This window comes from Sphingomonas sp. Leaf257, assembly GCF_001422185.1.
GTDB lineage: Bacteria > Pseudomonadota > Alphaproteobacteria > Sphingomonadales > Sphingomonadaceae > Sphingomonas > Sphingomonas yabuuchiae.
The window spans coordinates 49,521-68,192 of sequence record NZ_LMMH01000036.1 but is presented as its reverse complement, the minus strand read 5'-3'; the positions used below and the strand labels follow the sequence as shown (position 1 = coordinate 68,192).

The window sequence follows — 18,672 nt, the reverse complement described above, 5'->3', positions numbered from 1 at the left end:
CGCTGCATCAGAAGGACAACTTCAGCCCGGCGCGATAGGACTGGTTGCGCACATCGTCGCGCCCGACCGTCGAGTCCGCCGCCAGCGAGACGGTCGCACGGCCCGAACGATAGGCCACCCCCGCGCTGATCTCGCCCCAGTCGCGGTCCTGCCGTGCGGTCAGGAAGCGGGCCTGCGCCCGCGTGCCGCCGACGAATCCGGCGTTGAAATAGCCCGGCCGCCCCTCGAAATCATGGACGTAATAGGCCGAGGCGAAGGGGCGGAAGCCGCCTTGTGTCGCGTCGATCTGAAGCCCCGCACGGCCCTGCACGCTCAGGAATCGGTCGCGGCCATAGGTCAGCGCCGGGCCGCTGCCCGTCTCACCCGTGGGGGTGAAGTCGATGCTGCTGGTACGGATCGCCACGCGCGGGCCGAAACGCAGCGCCCCGCTGCCCTTCATATAGCTCGCCCCCACTTCGCTCGACAGCGCCAGCGCATTGTCGCGCGAGCGCAGGTCGAAGGGCGTGCCGACAAAGCTGCCCTGCCGCCGGGTCGAGGACTGGTACACGCCCGCGCCGAACTGCGCATCCAGCGCCGGGCCGAGCGTACCGCCGAGCCGTCCGTAGAGCGTGCCCTGGATCAGCTCGCCCCTGGCCGACTGGCCGAAACGCTGCTCGCCATCGATATCCGAATAGGACAGGCCGAAGCCCAGTGCGCCTGCGTCCGACACCCGCGCTTCGACACCGCCCGCGATGTAGAAGCCGTCGAACGGATCGCGACCGCCGACCGTGCCGGGCATCGCCGCGCCCGAGCCGTCGATATAGCCGCCCGCCAGATAGGCCGAGACATTGTCGGGCAGCATGTTTTCGCGGACCATGCTGGTCGGCGTGTCGCTGACCGTCTGGGGACGACCGGGTGCGGCGATGGCGTTGGCGGCGAACTCCAGCGGCTTGCCGATCATCGCGACCGTGCCGCCCGCAAAGCCGTCCGGCGTCATCGCGGTCAGGCGATCGCGATAGAAGCGCGCGATATTGTCGGTCGCGGTGGTGCCGATCGCCCGGCGGGTCGTCTGGCTGCGCGGCGCGATCGCCTCCAGGCTGCCGCGGATCGTCCCGACATCCTGCAGGTCGAGCAGGTCGTAGGTCCCGCGCAAGCCCGCATAGGCGGAGCGGTTGGCGTCGAGCAGACGCGCATAGGCGGCCTGCACCGGGGTCGCCGCGACGACACTGGCATAGGGCCGCGCACCCACCGCCGCCGTCACCCTTCCCGCGCCATAGCTGAGTTCAGGATAGAGGATCGCGCTGAAGGCGGTGGCGCCGCCGAAGCTGCCGGTGATGCCGTTCGACGCGGTGAGGAGCGTATAGCTGTCGCCATAGCGCGGCACATAGTTGACGGGGCGCAGGGTCAGGTTGCCGCCGCCCAGCACGATGCTGCGCGCCGCCAGCTGGTCGGAGGTGCCGGCGGGGCCGATATCCGCGACGAACTGGCTGCCCGATCCCAGGCTGGCGGTGCCTGCCACGGTCAGCGTCCCGAACGCGCCGGTGCTGCCCGGCGAGACGATGCCGCCCGACCCGGCGCTCAGCGATGCGACACTGCCATTGCCTGCGACGATGCCGCCCGACACCGCCGTCACCGCCGATCGGGTCAGGCTGCCGTCCACGGTCAGCTGCCCCTGCTCGACACGGGTCGGGCCGCTATAGCTGTTGGCGGCGGTCAGGATCAGCTCGCCGCCGCCGCGCTTGACCAGGCCGCCGATATCGTTGGGGAAGCCCGCCAGCACTTCGGCCGAGTAACGGTCGCGCGCGTCGGTGATCGGGTTGCTCCAGATATCGGTCGTGCCCGATGCGACCGTGACTTCGCGCGTGTCGCGCAGTGCGGTCGGCCCGCGCAGCGCCACCGCCATCTGCGGCGCGCCCCAGCCCGAGCGCAGGTCGACGCCCGGCGTGTCGAGGTCCCTGGAACTGGACACGAGGATGTCGGAGATCAACCCGGTCTTATATTCGGGGAAATACTCCATCAGCAGCGCGGCGAAGCCCGAGACATTGGGCGCCGCCATCGACGTGCCGGTCAGCGCGGCATAGCCCGGCCCGGTGAAGCTGATGTATTTCTGAAGTTCGGCGGTGATCAGCGTATTGGCCTGGGTCAGCACCGAGGTGGAAAAGTCCCGCCCCAGCAAAGTGACGTTGCCGGGAATGGTCAGGATCTGCGCCAGACGGCTGGTATAGCCATCGGGATCGGGCGTCATGAACCGCGCGCCGTAAGCCAGCGAGATGCCGACCGCCTGTTGTGCCGCCTTGGTCCGCTCGGCCTCCTCGTCGAAGGGGCGGCCGAGTGTCTGGGCGATGTCGCGCCGGACGAGATAGTCAGTCAGCACGCCCAGCCACGCATTGACCGCCGCCGTCTGCAACTGGGCCAGCGTCGTCGCGGCATAGATGGTCGGGTACATGGCGCGAGTATATTTCGCGCGGATCGCGGTGCCGTCGACTAGATAGGTCTGCGCCGCGGACACGACCGAACTGCCCGGCCCTGACACGCACCAGGTCGCGGTCTGGCCGCACAGGCTGGTGCTGGACGCCGCCGTGCCGTTCGCCAGATAGTTGGTGACCGACAACCAGTTGGAACGCAGCCGCAGGTCATTGAGTGGCGTGACCGCATCGACACTGGCATGGACGCCGCCGCCATTGCCCGCCGAGAAGACGACCAGCACGTCATTCTTCAGGACCGGATCATAGAGGCCGTTCAGCGTCTGCTGAAACGCACCGCGTGCCTGGGACGGGGTCAGCGTATAGGGCTGGGTTGAGGTCGAGCCCCAGCTGTTGTTGATGATCCGAACCCGCCCGGTATTGGCGAGCGCCGGGATATTCTCCTGCGCGGTGGCGACCATGACGTTGTCGAGGATCTGGTCGCGCCACCACAGGAAATCGCCCGCCGCGAAATTGGTCGTCGCCGACAGGATGTTCGCGCCGAACGCGTTGCCGAACATCACCCCGTTCGCCAGCCGGTCGCCCGCCGCCGTGCCCGCGACATGGGTACCATGGATTTCCCAGGGCCGTCGCGGATTGACCATGCCGTCATTGCCATAGGTCGCGGGGACGGGCGTGCGCAGCCCCGAAATCTTGCCCGATCCCGCAAAGGACGGATGGCTCATCACCACGCCCGCGTCATTGATCCCGATCGTCTGTCCCTTGCCCGACAGGCCCAGGACATAAGCATATTCCAGGCCCAGATAGCCCTTGGTGTAATCGACCGAGAATTGCTTGTCCTGCCGCCACGACGCCAGCGCCGCGTTATAGTCCGCCGTTCGCTGGCCATTGGCCATCACATAGCCGCCGGTCGGTGCAGGCGGCACATATTGGCTCTGCGCTGACGCCGAGCCCGCCTGAACCAGGCAAAAGGACGCGATCGCCAACAGCGATACACGAGAAACGCCCACCCCCACGCTATTCCCCTTAATTCCGATTAATAACATCGACTTATCGATTACACGGTTTTCATGGTGCCACAGGCCTGTCAACTCCGATAACGGATGAATTACAAAGGTTTGTAAAGTTTTCCTGTTTCGACTCCGCAACAATGGCGGATAACGTAAGGGAATGGATAAGGCGGGTTCCGGCGGCGTTGCGGGCCCTCCTGCTCCTTATCGATGCAGACGGCGCAGCGAGCGAATCGCTCGTCGCAATGCGCTCGGTCGGCCCTAAGGCCTGCCACCTTCCCGGTCGGGCGAAGAAAGGGTGCGAACAACCGCCGCCAGCGCGTCGTCGCGGCGGGCCGCCAGTTCGTCCGCCGACACCTTCGCCAGGTCGAAGCGCAGCTCGTGCATGGTCATGCCGGAGCGATAACCTTCGGGCCAGACGGCGGTCTGCTCGAAGCCGCAGCGCAGGAAGAAGGGCGCCACCCCAGGCGAGGTGTCGACCGTGACATAGCGCGTCACCGGCCGCGCATGGACCGAGACATGGTGCAATCGCGCCAGCAGCAACAGCCGCCCCAGGCCGCCACCATGCCGGGCTGGCGACGCCATGCCCCAATAGAGCAGCGCCTTGTTGTAATGCGCCCAGACCTCATAACCGCCGAACGCCACCGCGCGTCCGTCAATCGCAACGACAAAGGCGGGGCCATCGGGCTCGTCCAGCGTCTCGATCAGCCAGTCGCGGTCCCCTGCCCCGAAATAGTCGGCGCGGTTGGCGTCGAAGATCGTCAGAACGTCGTCGCGGTCGGTCTCCGCATAGGAGCGGACGACGACGTCCCTCATGCCCATAGCGCCACCGTCTCGATCGCGCCGCCGTCATCGCGGGTCCAGCAATGCGCGTCTCGCTCTCCCTGCCGGTGGGCGGTCGCCTGCCGGTCGTCGATCAGTCGCGTCTCGATCGTCTCGGCGGCGATATGCCGGGGGTCGCCGAGCAGCTTGGCATAGGCCTCCTTGATCGTCCAACGGCGCAGCCATTGGCGCGACGGATCGGTCGCGTCACGCACGGCACGGGCTTCCGCCGGGGCCAGCATGTCCCAGAGCGGCGGGGCACCGTCGATGATCTCGCGGTCCACCGCTATCGGCTGTCGCGCCGCCGCGATCAGGCAGGCCTCCCCCCGTCCGGCAAGGCCGATATACCAGCCTCGCGGAGCCGCGACCTGCGGCTGCCCGGTCGCACTCCGCGCCAGCCGGACCGGTCCGCCCGCCAGCCGAGAAAGCAACGCTTCAACCAGCGGCGCGCGCTTCCCCCGCCCCGGATCGGCCGTGCGCCAGATGACGGGGGCTTGGCCATCCCACTCCAGCCGGTCGAGCGGCCCGTCATGGCGCAGCGGGATCATGGCTCGGTGACGATCCGGGCCGGGCTGCCCTCCCAATTGGTACCATCGGGCAGCGTCTCGCCCTTCATGACAACCGACAGGTCGCCCAACTGCGCATCCGCACCCACTTCGGCATCGTACAGCACGATCGCCAGCGAGCCGATGGTGGCACGGTCGCCGACCTTGATCGCACCGACCTTCATCACCCGGTCCTCGAACAGATGGGTCTGGAGCCCGGCATAATCGTTCAGCGCGACATCGTCGCCGATCGTGACGAGGTCATGCTCAGTCAGGTCGGTGGTGTCGATATAGCAGCGCTTGCCGACCTTGGCGCCCATCAGCCGGAGGTAGAGGCCGATCCAGGGCGTGCCGCGCAACGGCTCCAGCAGGTTGGCGACCGCGAGATTCTCATAGGTCGCGGTAACCAGCTCGGTGCGCCAGACAAAGGTGCTCCACAAGGGTGCGGTCCGGGCCCGGTAGCGCCCGACCACCAGCCACTTCAGCGCCAGCACGAACGCACCGCAGGCCAGGCAGAAGCCGACATAGAGGAACGGGAAGGCCGAGATGATGACCAGCCCGCCGCGCTCCAGATCGTCGAGATCGCCGACCACCGACAAGAGCGCGCTGAAGAACACCAGGAAGGCGGTGAGCGACAGGGTGGTGCGGATCGCCTCGATCGACAGGCGTGTCGCGATCAAGCCGCGCGACGGGTTGAAGCGCGCGCCCTCGTCGAACATCGTCGCCACCTGCCGCACCGGCAGCTTGATGGCGGGCGAGCCGAACCAGGTGCTGCCCGCCTCGGTCGCCAGGCTGGGGTCCTCGGGCGGCTTGGAGAGGACGCCGATCAGCACCTCGTCACCGATCTGCGCGCCGGTGGGCAGCAGCGCGGAATTGCCGATGAAGCTGCGACGGCCGATCTTGGTATGCGCCAGTTCGATGGTGCCATGGCCGATCTTGGCCGCGCCGAAGATGACCGAATCCGCAATGAAGCTCTCCGGCCCGATCTCGACCAGATCGGGAACGATGGCGCTGGCGGTCGAAATCTCCGCCCGCCGCCCGACCTTCACGCCCAGCGCCCGGTACCAGGGGACGACATAGAGCGTGGCGAAGATCGGGTGGAGCAGCCGCAGCGCCAGGTCGTTGATCTGCCGGACCATCCAGTAGCGGACATAGAACCAGCTATCGAGGCGATAGACGCCCGGCTTCACCTGGCCCAGGATCAGCCGCTTGGCGAGCACCGTCAGCACGCACATCATGACGATATAGGTCGCGGCCAGCAGCGGCGAGACGAGCATATACCCGTAACCGGTCGTCGCCCAATCCAGCTCGATCAACGCGATCAGGCCCGGCGCGATCGGCAGGATGGCGATGATCGGCAGCAGCAGCGCGCCGATGAAGATCGCCAGCGACGGCCCGGCCCGCTTGCCCATCGTGACGACCTCGCCCGGCTCGACCATCCGGTCGAAGGCGGCGGGCGAACCGGTCCAGCGTTGCCCGGCCGGGATCACCGTCTCGGCGGGAAGCGCGGCCATGTCGTCGAGGATCGCGTCATCCTCCAGCGCCGAATTACGGCCGACCACCGACTGGCCGCCGACGAACGCGCGGTCGCCCAACGTCACCGTGCCGAGGCGCAGCAAGCCGCGCTCGACCGAGCTGGTCGCCATCACCGCCTGATCGCTGACGATCGCATCGTCGCCGCAGGCGAACAGGTCGGCGGTGTCGATGACGCCGTTGCCGATATAGGCGCGCTTGCCGATCTTCGCGCCCAGCATGCGGTAATAGCCCCGGATCATTGGGGTGCCCGCCAGATAGGGCGTCGCCGTCACCGCGATGATCCGCCGCACCAGCCACCAACGGAAATAGGTGCCGCCCCACAGCGGATAGTCTCCCGCCTTGAACCGCCCGGCGATCAGCCACTTGGCGGCGATTGAGAACAGCATCGAGGCGACCGGCACGATGGTGAAGAACAGCGCACTCAGGATCAGCGCGTCGATGCGCGGCATCCGCCCGGCCAGATGGGTATAGGCCACGTAGGGGAAGAACCATTGCAGCCCGGCAATGGTATAGACGGGCAGCAGCGCGACCGTCTGTGCCGCGACGCACAGCCAGCGCTTCCATTCGGGCACGCGGTGGAAGCTCTCCTCGGTCTGAACCGCGACCGCCGCCGCGCCGCCGATCCGGGTCGCCAACGCCCGGATGGTCGGCGCGGCATAAAGGTCCTCCAGCGACAACCCCTCGAGCCCCGCGACCTTGCGCGCCGCCGAGACGAGGCGCGCGGCCTTTAGCGAGTGACCGCCCAGATCCTCGAACAGATCGTCGGTGACGGACACCGGCTGCGGCGCGAAGGCTTCGGCCCAGATGGCGTGGAGCTTTTCCTCCATCGGTGTGGCGGGCGCTTCGAGCGTGCGGCCGGTGTCGACGGTAATTTCCGGCTTTACCAGCGCCTTGCGATCGACTTTGCCTGAGGCGGGCAAGGTCGGCAGCGCCGCCATCACCTGATAGGCGGCGGGCCGCATATAATTGGGCAGGCGTTCGGTGACGCGTGCCTTGATGTCGGCGATGTCGATCGTCTCGCCACTGCGCGCCACCAGGAAGGCGGCGAGAAACTCCGAACCATCGGCATCGGTGAACAGATGGACGACCGCCTGCGCGACGCCCGGTGCCTCGCCGATCACCGCCTCGATCTCGGAGAGTTCGACGCGGAAGCCGCGAATCTTCACCTGGGTGTCGATGCGCCCGACGAAATCGATGTCGCCCGCCGCGTCGAGCCGAACCAGGTCGCCGGAGCGATAGATACGCTCCGGCCCGCCCGACACGGTGTCGAACGGGGTCATGGTGAACTTCTCGGCCGTCAGGTCTGGGCGGTTGACGTAACCGACGCCGACGCCGGGGCCGCCGATGACCAGTTCGCCCTCCTGCCCCGCCTCGACCGGCTGCAACGCCTCATCGACGATCCAGGCGGTATAGCCGGGCAACGGCTTGCCGATGGTGATGCGCTTGCCCGGCTGCACCTCGGTCCAGGTCGCCGTCACCGAGGTTTCGGTCGGGCCATAGGTGTTGAGCAACCGCAGGCCGGGCCGCGCCAGACGGCGCGGCAGGTCGGCGGGGCATGCCTCACCGCCCATGTTGATCAGGCGAAGCGTCGGCACCGGATGCTCGACCAGCGCGATCAGCGAGGGAACGACATGCCAGATCGTCGTCTTTTCCGCCGCCAGCGCGACGGCGACGTCGGGGCCGCTCGCGGCCAGCGGCTCGGTCGCGACGAGCAGCTTGGCGCCGACGAAGAACGCGCTCCACATCGTCTCGACCGACATGTCGAAGGCCAGGCTGAATCCGCCGAACACGATGTCGTCGGGCTCCAGCGCCAGGATCGCGCTTTCGGAGCGGACCAGGTGACAGGCATTGGCATGGGTGATCATCACCCCCTTGGGCCGCCCGGTCGTGCCCGAGGTATAGATGATATAGGCCAGATCGTGGCGGTCCGATCCCGTCACCTCGCGCCCCATCGGCACCGGCGGCTCGGCAGCCAGGTCGCCCAGCTCGGCATCCAGCGCCAGCGTCGCGCCCGGTATCTCCGCCGCCCGTGCGCCGGTGGTGATGGTCAGCGCGGCGCCGCTATCCTCGATGATGAAGGCGATGCGGTCCTGCGGATAACCCCAGTCTACGGGCACATAGGCCGCCCCCGTCCGCAACACGCCCAGGATCGCCATATACTGGTCGAGCCCCCGCGGCAGGCACAGGACGACGCGGTCGCCCTTCCCCACGCCTTGCGCCCGCAGCCGGTGCGCCAGCGACAGGCTGCGCTGTGCCAGCATGTCATAGGTCCATTCGGTCGAGCGGCCGAACTCCTCGTCCGCGCCGATCAGCTTCAGCGCGGTCGTCCAGCCGCGCGTCCGGCAGGTCGCGTCGAACAGCTCGTGCAGCAGCTCGTCACGGGCATAGGGCCGGTCGGGACGCAGCGCCGGGGCCGGGGCGATCGCGGCGTGGATGCTCGGGACGGCGGGGGCTTCGGTATCTCCGAGCATCAGCGGACTTTCTTGCGCAAGGACATTTACGGGACGGCTCAGCTGCGCCGGATCAGCGCTCGCGACAGTCGCCGGTCCTCCAGCGAATAATAGAGCCAGATACCATCCTCCGCGACCACGACCGAGGCGGCGAAGGCGATGTCGGTCGCGCCGCGATCATCGGCGGGCGGCGGCAGGATCAGCGGCTCGATCCCGCGCGCGACGACGCGGGTATAATGCTCGTCGAAGGCGACCCAGCCGATCCGCCAGCGCGCATCGCGGGTCGCGCCATTGTAGAACATCACCGGGCAGCTCTTGTCGTCGGTCAGCAGCGGGCCGGTCGACAAATGCCAGTCGTCCCAGCTCTTCTCGCGCGGCATGAAGGGCGTCGGCTGCTCGGTCCATGGCCCCGCCACATCCTCGCCGATGGCCAGGCCGATGCGCGAGGCCTCGTCGGCGGCATATTCGTAGAACAGCCGCCAGCGCCCGTCCGCCGTCCGGTCGACCGTCGCCTCCTTGGTATTGCCCTCCGACTTGGAGGAGGCGAGCGCGACGCCGCTCTTCTCCAGCCGGTCGATCGACGGCCCGGCGGCATAGGACAGCTCGCCATGCGCGTGATCGGCCAACACGCCGGAATAATAGACGATATAACCATCGTCGGTACGCACGACCGTCGGGTCCTCGACCCCGCCCGCGTCATGCTCGCCCGGCCCCGGCGCGATGGACGGCGTGTCGAGCATCGTGAAATGCCGCCCGTCCTCGCTCCACCCGGCCCAGATCACGCCGGTATCGGTCAGCGTCTCGCCCTGCGGCACGACGGCGCGGACCATCATGCCCCAGCGGCCATCGGCCTCGCGCCAGACATAGGGGCTCATCAGGTCGCGGGCCATCAGCGCGGGCGGGCCGTCGAGCGTCACCTCCTCGATCCGCTTGACGTTGAAGTCCAAATCGAGCGGCGCATCGGCCACCTGGTCCTTGCGATGCGGATCGGCGACCGAGCTGTTCACATCGGCCCCCGTCATGCGCCGAGCGCCTGCATCAGCGACAGGCCGCCGTCGATGACGATGCGCGCGCCGGTGATGTAGCGTGCCTTGTCGGAGGCGAGGAAGACGGCCAGGTCCGCGACCTCCGACGCCTTGCCCGCGCGGCCCATCGGGATGTTCTTCTCCAGACTGGCGCGATAGGCGGGATCGGCCTGTGCCTTGGCGTTCATCGGGGTCAGGATCATGCCCGGCTCGATCGCGTTCACCCGGACCCCGCGCGGTGCCTCCTCGATGGCCAGCGTCTCGACCAGCGTGGTCAGCCCGCCCTTGGCCGCGCAATAATCCGCACCGCCCGCGCGCACCGCATAGGCGTGGATCGACGAAATCTGAAGGATCGTCGCATCCCCCTTCGCCTCGCCCCGCCCGGTCAGGAAGCGGCGCGAGGTCAGGAAGGCACCGGTCAGGTCGGTGTCGATCATCCGCTGCCAATGCGCCAGCGTCATGTTGCGGACGGCAACGCCCGCCATGTTGACCCCGGCGGAATTGACCAGCACGTCGGCCGCGCCCCACGCCTTCTCGACGGTGGCAAAGGCTTGGTCGACCGAGGCTTCGTCATCGACGCCGACCTGCACCGTCATCGCCTCGCCGCCTGCCTTGCGCACCGCCTCGGCGGAAATATCGGCGGCGCCCTGATCGCTGTGGAACAGGATCGCGACCCTGGCTCCGGTCGCGCCGAACGCCTCGGCACAGGCCGCGCCGATCCCGGACTCGGCTCCCGTCACGATTACCGTCTGCGCTGCCACCGGCCTTCTCCTATATGGGATGAACGCCGGTAACGATTTCTATGCTGGATCGTTGCTGAACGGGAATGACATTAAAAATCCGTCATTCATCGCTATCTCCATGTCCATGATGTCCGCTCATCGCCGCGCCCGCATCGGGGGCGAAGCGCCGGTTCCAGATGACCGCCGAGGCCGAGATGATCGCCACCACGATGAACGCCGCCGAGAAGCTGTTCAGCGTCGGCCCGCCCTTCCCCTCGACCAGCGAACCCAGCTCCAGCACGGTCGCGGCGGTGCAGATGCCCAGCGACAGGGTCAGTTGCTGGAAGGTCGCATAGAAGCTGGTCGCGGCACTCATCCGGTCCTTGTCCACATCGGCATAGGCGATCGCGTTGAAGCCCGTGAACTGGAACGAGGTGAAGAAGCCCGACAGCGCCAGGATGAAGGTGATGAGCGGGATCGACCAGTCGGGGCTGAAGAACGCACAGGTCGCATAACCCGCACTACTCGCCAGACCCGATACGATCAGGCTGCGGCGAAAGCCCCAGCGGCGCAGGACGCGCGGCGCGAGCGCCTTCATCGCCAGCGCACCGACCGCGCCCGCCATGGTGATCGTGCCCGTCTTGGCGGCACTGAGGCCGAAGCCGAGCTGGAACATCAGCGGCAGCAGAAAGGGCTGCGCCCCCTGCGTGATCCGGGTCAGCGAACCGCCGATCACCGACAGGCGAAAGGTCGGCACCCGCATCAGCGTGGGGTCGAGGATCGGGTCGGTCGTATGCCGCGCATGGCGGATATAGAGCCATCCGAAGACCACGCCGATCACCAACAAGCCAATCGCGACCAGGCCGGTGCCGGGTCGGCTCGCCAGTTCGAACCCGAACAACAGACAGCCGAGCGAAATACCCGACAGGAAGAAGCCCGACACGTCGAACCGCAACCGCGCATCGCCGCGCACCTCGGGCACCAGCATCCACGCGCCGATCATGCCGATGATGCCGATCGGAATGTTGAGATAGAAGATCCAGCGCCAGTCGAGCCACGTCACGATGAACCCGCCCAGCGGCGGCCCCAGGATCGGCCCGATCAGCGCGGGCATGACCAGCCAGGACAGCGCCTGCACCATGTCCGCCTTGGCGACGCTGCGCAGCAGGACCAGCCGCCCGACCGGCACCATCATCGCGCCGCCAATGCCTTGCAGGAAACGCGCGGCGACCAATGTGGGCAGCGACCCCGACTGCGCGCACAGGATCGATCCGAGCAGGAACACCCCGATCGCCGAGCAGAAGATGGTGCGCGACCCGAACTTGTCGGCCAGCGTCCCGCTGGCGGGAATGAACAGCGCCAGCGCGAGCAGATAGCTGGTCAGCGCCAGGCTGAGGCTGGTGGCGGGGGTCACCAGATCGCGCGCCATGGTGGGAAGCGCGACGGTCAGGACGGTGCCGTCGAGTTGCTGCATGAACAGCGCGGAGGCGACGACGAGCGCGATGACGCGGTAGCCACGGGTCTGCACCGGCTCTTCCGAACGGGGGGCGCCGCTGGTCACCGCCTCGACACCGGGGGCCAGCCCATCATTCACATCCGCACTCATCGAAGCCAGGTTACGCCGTCGCCACCGCATGTCATTCCATTCGTCAATCGCGCACCCCCAATGTCCTAAAACGCGATAGCGCCCCCTGCGATCAAGGCCCGTGACGAAGTTTTGCCCATGCTGGCCAATATTTTCGCATTCCTCGCCTTGCAGGGGAGGAATGAACCCTTCTGCCATTCTCATACGCCACCTGCCCCGCCCGCCGCCCGGATTGCCTCGATCGCCAGGACAGGAACGGAACGGCGCCAAATCACCCGAGTTTGGAAACGGTCCACGCAAAGGGTCCTGTCCGCCGATGCCGACGATCACCACCGACCATCTTTCCATCGCTTGCGACCTGTACGGATCGGAGGAATCGCCCGTCGTCCTGCTGCTCCATGGCTGGCCGGACGATGCGACCACCTGGGACCGGGTCGCGCCGCGTCTGGCACAAGCGGGCCTGCGCGTCGTCATGCCCACCCTGCGCGGGTTCGGGGCGACGCGGTTCCGCCATGACCACGCGCCCCGCACCGGCGACAGCGCGATCCTGGCATTGGATGCGATCGCGCTGATGGATGCGCTGGGCATCGACCGGTTCATGGTCGCCGGCCATGACTGGGGCAGCAACATCGCCGAGGCGCTGGCCGTGGGCTGGCCCGAACGAGTACGCAGGCTGGCGATGCTCAGCACGCCGCCGCGCCTGGGGGGCATGCCGACCCCGTCCTTCGATCAGGCGCAGCGGCAATGGTATCACTGGTTCATGGCCACCCGGCGCGGCGCACAGGCAGTGCGCGACGACCGGCGCGGCTTTGCCCATATCCACTGGCTCAACTGGTCGCCGCCCGGCTGGTTCGACGAGGCGACGTTCAACCGCGTCGCCAAGTCCTTCGACAATCCCGACTGGCCTGCCGTGACGATCCACAGCTATCGAGCCCGCTGGGACGAGGCGCAGCCCGACCCGCGCGGAACATGGCTGGCCGACCGGGTAAAGGCGACGAAGACGCTGGCGCTGCCGACGCTCTATCTGCACGGAGAGGTTGACGGGGTGAACCCGCCCTCCACGGCGCGCGATGTGCCGGGCAAGTTCAGCGGGCCGTTCACGATGGTCGAACTGCCCAGCGTCGGCCATTTCCCGCAGCGCGAGAATCCCGAGGCGGTGACGCGGCACCTGATCGAGCTGTTCGTCGATACCGAGGAGGATCAGAGCCATTGGAAGATCGCCGCCGGGGTCGCGGCAGCAGGGCTGTTGGCGGCGGCGATTGGCTTTGCCTGCACACGGCGCGGGGAGGACGAACAATCCTCCCCGGAACGGCGAGGTGGCAGCGCGGAGCGCTGACGGAGGGGGGCTTCCCCATGGGCCGCCCCTAGCGGCACGCCCCCTCCACCAGCTTCGCTGGTCCCCCTCCCCGTACCGGGGAGGATTAATCTTGCCCCACTCCCTGCGTCATGCGACATCGCTCCCCAGGGTGTTCGTGGACAAGTCACGGACAGGATGATCGTTGGTCGGGCCGCCAGCGAGGATCAGTCCTGCCGGAGCCATGGCCATGTCACACCCGATGCGCATCAGCGCGATCCGTCGTTTCCTCGACTCCCAGACCTCGGCCGGAATGGTGCTGATGGCCGCCGCCGCCGTCGCGCTGGTCCTCGCCAATTCGCCGCTATCCGCCGGATATGCCGGACTGCTTCACCGGCATTGGGGGCCACTTTCGGTCGAGCATTGGATCAATGACGGCCTGATGGCGGTGTTCTTCCTGCTGGTCGGGCTGGAGATCAAGCGCGAGGTGCTAGACGGGCAGCTGTCCACCTGGCCGCGCCGGATCCTGCCGGGGCTGGCCGCGCTGGGGGGCATGGTGGTGCCCGCGCTGATCTATCTCGCCTTCAATCGCGGTGGCACCGCGTCCGGCTGGGCGATCCCGGCGGCGACCGACATCGCCTTTGCGCTGGCCGTCATCCGGCTGGTCGGCGACCGGGTTCCGGCGTCGCTGCGCGTCTTTCTGGCGGCGCTGGCGATCATCGACGATCTGGGCGCGGTCGCGGTGATCGCGGCCTTTTACTCCTCGTCGCTGTCGCTGGTCGATCTGGGCGGCGCGGCCACGATGCTGGCGTTGCTGGTGGCGTTCAACCGGATGGGCGTGAAGCGGCTGTCGCCCTATCTGCTCATTGGGCTGGTCCTGTGGATCTTCATGATCCGGTCGGGCATCCATGCCACCATTGCGGGTGTCCTGCTGGCCTTCACCATCCCGATGACCCGTACCCCGGCCCGGCCCGATTGCGAGGACGATACGCGCGACAGTCCGCTCCACCGGCTGGAACATGCACTGCACAAGCCGGTCGGTTTCCTGATCGTGCCGATCTTCGGGCTGGCCAATGCCGGAGTGCCGGTGCTGGGATTGCCGGTGAGCGCCTTTGCCGCGCCGGTCACGCTGGGCGTCGGGCTGGGGCTGTTGCTCGGCAAGGTCGTCGGCGTGTTCGGCATGACGATGCTGGCGGTGCGCGTCGGAGTCGCCGACGCCCCCGCCCATGCCACGACGACCCAGATACTGGGCACCGCGCTCCTCTGCGGCATCGGCTTTACGATGAGCATCTTCATCACGCTGCTCGCCTTTCCCGGCGATCCGCTGCTCCAGGCGGAGGCCAAGCTGGGTGTGCTGGCGGGGTCGCTGGTGGCGGGGCTGCTCGGTTACGGGCTTCTGCGCCGGGCCGCCCGATGACGCTTGCGTGAGCCGAGCCGGACCGCCATCCTGCCGACTTCGGAACGAGGGGGGGACGGCGATGCGGTGGCTGGCGGCAACGGGTTTGATGGCGCTGGCAAGCCCGGCGATGGCGCAACAGATGACGCCGCCGGTCGCGGCGAAAAAACCCTATCAGGTCCCCTCGCCCCATGGCGCGCGGGAGGATGAATATTACTGGCTGCGCGACGATACCCGGAAGAACCCGGAGATGCTCGCCTATCTGAATGCCGAGAATGCCTATGCCGATGCGCAACTGGCCGCGCTGAAACCGCTCGAGGCGAAACTCTATGCAGAGACGGTCGCCCATATCAAACAGGATGACAGCAGCGTTCCGTACCGCAAGAACGGATATTGGTATTCGTCGCGCTTCGCGACCGGTGCCGACTATCCGCTGATCGAACGCCGCCGGGGCAGCGCCACCGCGCCCGCCACCATGTTGTTCGACCAGCCCGCCATGGCGAAGGGCCACAATTTCTTCGCGCTGTCCGACTGGGCGGTCAGCCCCGACAACAGGCTGGTCGCCTGGGCCGAGGACACGGTCGGGCGGCGGCAATATGTGCTGAAGGTCAAGGATATCGCGACCGGGCGCATTTACGAAGACACGATCACGAATATCGAGCCGAACATCGTCTGGGCGGCGGACAATCGCACCATCCTCTACATCGCCAAGGACCCCACGACGCTGCGCGGCTATCGTGCGATGGCACATGTGTTGGGCACGCCGGTCAGCGCCGACCGGATGCTGTACGAGGAGAAGGACGACACCTTCAGCATCGGCGTCGGCCGGACGACCGACGACCGCTATATCTGTATCGGCGTCCAGAGCACGGTCAGCGACGAGCAACGCTGTGCCCCCGCCGCCCGGCCGACCGCCTTCACCGTCATCGCGCCGCGTGAACGCGAGTTCCGTTACAGCGCCGACCATCTGGGTCATCGCTGGATCATCCGCACCAATCGCGGCGCAAAGAACTACAAGCTGGTGACGCTGGCCGATGCCGACATGGCCAGGAGGACCGCCGCCTGGCGCGACCTGGTGCCCGGTAGCGACGCCGTGTTCATCGAGGCGTTCAAGCCGTTCAACGGCTTCGTCGCGATCGACCAGCGCGAGGGCGGCAACCGGATGATCCGCCTGCTGACCGATGCGGGCAAGTCCGTGCCCGTTAAGGCGGACGAGCCCGCCTATCGCATGGGCCTGTCCACCAACGAAGAGCCGGACACGCTTTGGGTCCGCTATACCTATGGCTCGCTGGTGACGCCGACCACGACCTATGAGATCAACGCTCGCACCGGCGAGCGCCGGACGCTGAAGGTGACGCCGGTCCCCGGCTACGACCCGGCGCTCTATGTCACCGAACGGGTCTGGGCACCCGCCCGCGACGGGACGCGCATCCCGGTGTCGATCGTCTATCGCAAGGGCGTAAGGCGCGACGGCACCGCGCCGCTCTTCCAATATGCCTATGGCAGTTACGGCATCTCGACCGACCCCTCGGTCGATGCGGGGCGGATCGGGTTGCTCGACCGGGGCGTGGTCTATGCCATTGCGCATATCCGCGGCGGGCAAGAAATGGGGCGCGGCTGGTATGATGACGGCCATCTGCTCAACAAGAAGAATAGCTTCACCGACTTTATCGACGTCACCCGCTATCTGGTCGCGCAGAAATATGCCGCGCCCGGCCGAGTGGCGGCGATGGGCGGCAGTGCGGGCGGACTGCTGATGGGCGGTGTCGCGAACATGGCGCCGCAGGATTACAAGCTGATCATCGCGCAGGTGCCGTTCGTCGATGTGGTCACGACGATGCTCGACGCCTCGATCCCGCTGACGACCTTCGAATATGACGAATGGGGCAATCCCGCGAACAAGCCCTATTACGATTATATGCTCAGCTACTCGCCCTACGACAATGTCGCAGGCAAAGCCTATCCGGCGCTCTATGTCGGCACCGGCCTGTGGGACAGCCAGGTGCAATATTACGAGCCCGCCAAATGGGTCGCCCGGCTGCGCGCCAAAAAGACCGACGCCAATCCGCTGCTGTTCCGGGTCAACATGGAGGCCGGGCATGGCGGCAAGTCGGGGCGGTTCGAGCGGATACGGCAGAATGCGGAGTGGCAGGCGTTCATGCTGTCGCAGCTGGGGGTGGCTGGTTCGTAATTTCCGAGGTTTCAGCCCTTGCGGCCTGCCCTCCCCCAGCCCCTCCCGCCTGCGGGAGGGGAGTTCGTAAGGTACGCGTGGCGAGCAAATGCTCTTCTTACTCCCCTCCCGCAGGCGAGTTTCAAGTCGGTCATGCCCCCGGCATGACCTAAACGATGCGGGGCATCGTTTACCTGAAACTGGGCTGGGGGAGGGAATAGCCCTAAGCGATACCGGTCAAGGATAGAACCCTTCCCCCCACCCCCACACCCCGCTACGCATCACATATGATACGGCTCGGCTGGCTCATCCTGGGGTGCCTGTTCGTCGCGCTCGGCGTGATCGGGGCGATCCTTCCGCTGATGCCGACGACGATCTTCCTGATCTTGGCGGCAGGCTGTTTCGCGCGCTCTTCGCCCCGGCTGGAGGCGTGGTTACTCGACCATCCCCGCTTCGGCCCGACCCTGCGCGCATGGCGGCAGGACGGCGCGATCGGTCGCCGGGGCAAGGCCATGGCGTGCGGCGGAATGACGCTGGGCTATGGCCTGTTCCTGCTGGGGGCACGCCCGCATTGGCCATTGGCGCTGCTGGTCGCCGCCGTCATGGCGGGCTGCGCAGCCTTTGTCCTGACCCGCCCGACCGCCTGATCCCGCTTGCACAATCAATATACGGACCATATACGCTTCATATATGGGTATAGTAAAAATCGACGACCAGCTTCACGAAGAAATTCGCCGCGCCAGCACGGTCATGTGCCGCTCGATCAACGCGCAGGCGGAATTCTGGATGAAGATGGGCATGCTGGCCGAGGCCAATCCGACGCTGACCTTCCACGAGATCGTAAAGGCGCAGATGGCCGCCGCCGATTTCCCCCTGCCGCAACCGCTGGTCGCCTGACATGGTGAAGACGGCAGAGGAACTGGCGCTGATGCGCGTCTCCGGGCGCTTGCTGGCGCAGGTGTTCGAGATGCTCGACGGCGTAAGCCTGTCCGGCATGTCGACGCTGGCGATCAACGATCTGGTCGAGCGTTATATCACCCACGACCTGTCCGCGCGGCCCGCGAGCAAGGGGCAGTACGGCTTTGCCTATGTGCTCAACAGCTCGATCAACCAGGTCGTCTGCCACGGCGTGCCGAGCGCGGAGGACGTGATCACGGACGGCGATATCGTCAACCTGGACATCACGCTGGAAAAGAACGGCTTCATCGCGGATTCAAGCAAGACCTATTTGGTCGGCGAGGTGTCGCCGGGCGCGAGGCGGCTGGTCCGCGTGACGCAGGAAGCGATGTGGAAAGGCATCCGCCAGGTGCGCCCCGGCGCGCGACTGGGCGATGTCGGCGCGGCGATCGAGAAACATGCCAAGGCGAACGGCTATTCGGTGGTCCGCGACTATTGCGGCCACGGCATCGGGCGCGAGATGCACGAGGCCCCGGACGTGATGCATTTCGGGCGTCCGGGCACGGGCGTGCCGCTGCGCGAGGGCATGACCTTCACCATCGAGCCGATGATCAACCAGGGCACGCGCAAGGTGTCGACCAGCGATGACGGCTGGACGGTCGTGACCGATGACGGAAAACTGTCCGCCCAATTCGAGCATACGGTCGCGGTGACGAAGACCGGGGTCGAGGTGCTGACCCTGCGGACGGGGGAGAAAATAGGCTGAATCCGCTCCCCGGCGAAGGCCGGGGCCCAGTTTCGGTGACGCATGAGGCGCG

13 protein-coding genes are annotated in these 18,672 nt (G+C 66.9%); 6 read left to right on the top strand and 7 right to left on the bottom strand.

Annotation, left to right across the window (positions count from 1 at the left end; translation table 11 throughout):
• Positions 1-7: 7 nt before the first annotated feature.
• From ASF14_RS19285 to ASF14_RS19255, 7 genes are all read right to left on the bottom strand, one after another.
• The gene (locus ASF14_RS19285) at positions 8-3,412 is read right to left on the bottom strand and encodes a S8 family serine peptidase (protein ID WP_168371573.1); all 3,405 of its coding nucleotides are present in this window, start codon (positions 3,410-3,412) and stop codon (positions 8-10) included.
• 261 nt (positions 3,413-3,673) lie between these two features.
• The gene (locus ASF14_RS19280) at positions 3,674-4,228 is read right to left on the bottom strand and encodes a GNAT family N-acetyltransferase (protein ID WP_056439449.1); all 555 of its coding nucleotides are present in this window, start codon (positions 4,226-4,228) and stop codon (positions 3,674-3,676) included.
• Complete coding sequence (locus ASF14_RS19275) at positions 4,225-4,782, bottom strand: 4'-phosphopantetheinyl transferase superfamily protein (protein WP_056439165.1); 558 nt, start codon at positions 4,780-4,782, stop codon at positions 4,225-4,227. The genes ASF14_RS19280 and ASF14_RS19275 overlap by 4 nt, the downstream gene beginning before the upstream one ends.
• Positions 4,779-8,786 carry a Pls/PosA family non-ribosomal peptide synthetase gene (locus ASF14_RS19270; protein WP_056439162.1) on the bottom strand — a complete coding sequence of 1,336 codons (4,008 nt, stop codon included), beginning with the start codon at positions 8,784-8,786 and terminating at the stop codon, positions 4,779-4,781. Before ASF14_RS19270 ends, ASF14_RS19275 begins: the two co-directional genes overlap by 4 nt.
• A gap of 38 nt (positions 8,787-8,824) precedes the next feature.
• Positions 8,825-9,787 carry a glycosidase gene (locus ASF14_RS19265; protein ID WP_156361321.1) on the bottom strand — a complete coding sequence of 321 codons (963 nt, stop codon included), beginning with the start codon at positions 9,785-9,787 and terminating at the stop codon, positions 8,825-8,827.
• The gene (locus ASF14_RS19260; protein WP_236697153.1) at positions 9,784-10,551 is read right to left on the bottom strand and encodes an SDR family oxidoreductase; all 768 of its coding nucleotides are present in this window, start codon (positions 10,549-10,551) and stop codon (positions 9,784-9,786) included. Before ASF14_RS19260 ends, ASF14_RS19265 begins: the two co-directional genes overlap by 4 nt.
• An 82-nt stretch (positions 10,552-10,633) precedes the next feature.
• Positions 10,634-12,148 carry an MFS transporter gene (locus ASF14_RS19255; RefSeq protein ID WP_201780632.1) on the bottom strand — a complete coding sequence of 505 codons (1,515 nt, stop codon included), beginning with the start codon at positions 12,146-12,148 and terminating at the stop codon, positions 10,634-10,636.
• Between the two features lie 265 nt (positions 12,149-12,413).
• On the opposite strand from ASF14_RS19255, the gene ASF14_RS19250 reads away from it, so the two are divergent.
• The 6 genes from ASF14_RS19250 to map all read left to right on the top strand — a co-directional run bounded on the left by ASF14_RS19250 (position 12,414) and on the right by map (position 18,620).
• Complete coding sequence (locus ASF14_RS19250; RefSeq protein WP_056439156.1) at positions 12,414-13,433, top strand: alpha/beta fold hydrolase; 1,020 nt, start codon at positions 12,414-12,416, stop codon at positions 13,431-13,433.
• Between the two features lie 208 nt (positions 13,434-13,641).
• Positions 13,642-14,808: a Na+/H+ antiporter NhaA gene (gene nhaA, locus ASF14_RS19245; RefSeq protein ID WP_056439441.1), complete on the top strand. Its 1,167-nt coding sequence runs from the start codon at positions 13,642-13,644 to the stop codon at positions 14,806-14,808.
• Between the two features lie 61 nt (positions 14,809-14,869).
• Positions 14,870-16,978: a S9 family peptidase gene (locus tag ASF14_RS19240; protein ID WP_056439153.1), complete on the top strand. Its 2,109-nt coding sequence runs from the start codon at positions 14,870-14,872 to the stop codon at positions 16,976-16,978.
• A gap of 266 nt (positions 16,979-17,244) precedes the next feature.
• Positions 17,245-17,604 (top strand): YbaN family protein, encoded by a 360-nt coding sequence (locus ASF14_RS19235; RefSeq protein WP_056439150.1) that lies wholly within the window; start codon positions 17,245-17,247, stop codon positions 17,602-17,604.
• Between the two features lie 43 nt (positions 17,605-17,647).
• Positions 17,648-17,854 (top strand): ParD-like family protein, encoded by a 207-nt coding sequence (locus tag ASF14_RS19230; protein ID WP_056439147.1) that lies wholly within the window; start codon positions 17,648-17,650, stop codon positions 17,852-17,854.
• Position 17,855: 1 nt separating this feature from the next.
• Positions 17,856-18,620, top strand: a complete 765-nt coding sequence (gene map, locus ASF14_RS19225; protein WP_056439144.1) for a type I methionyl aminopeptidase — start codon at positions 17,856-17,858, stop codon at positions 18,618-18,620.
• Positions 18,621-18,672: the final 52 nt, after the last annotated feature.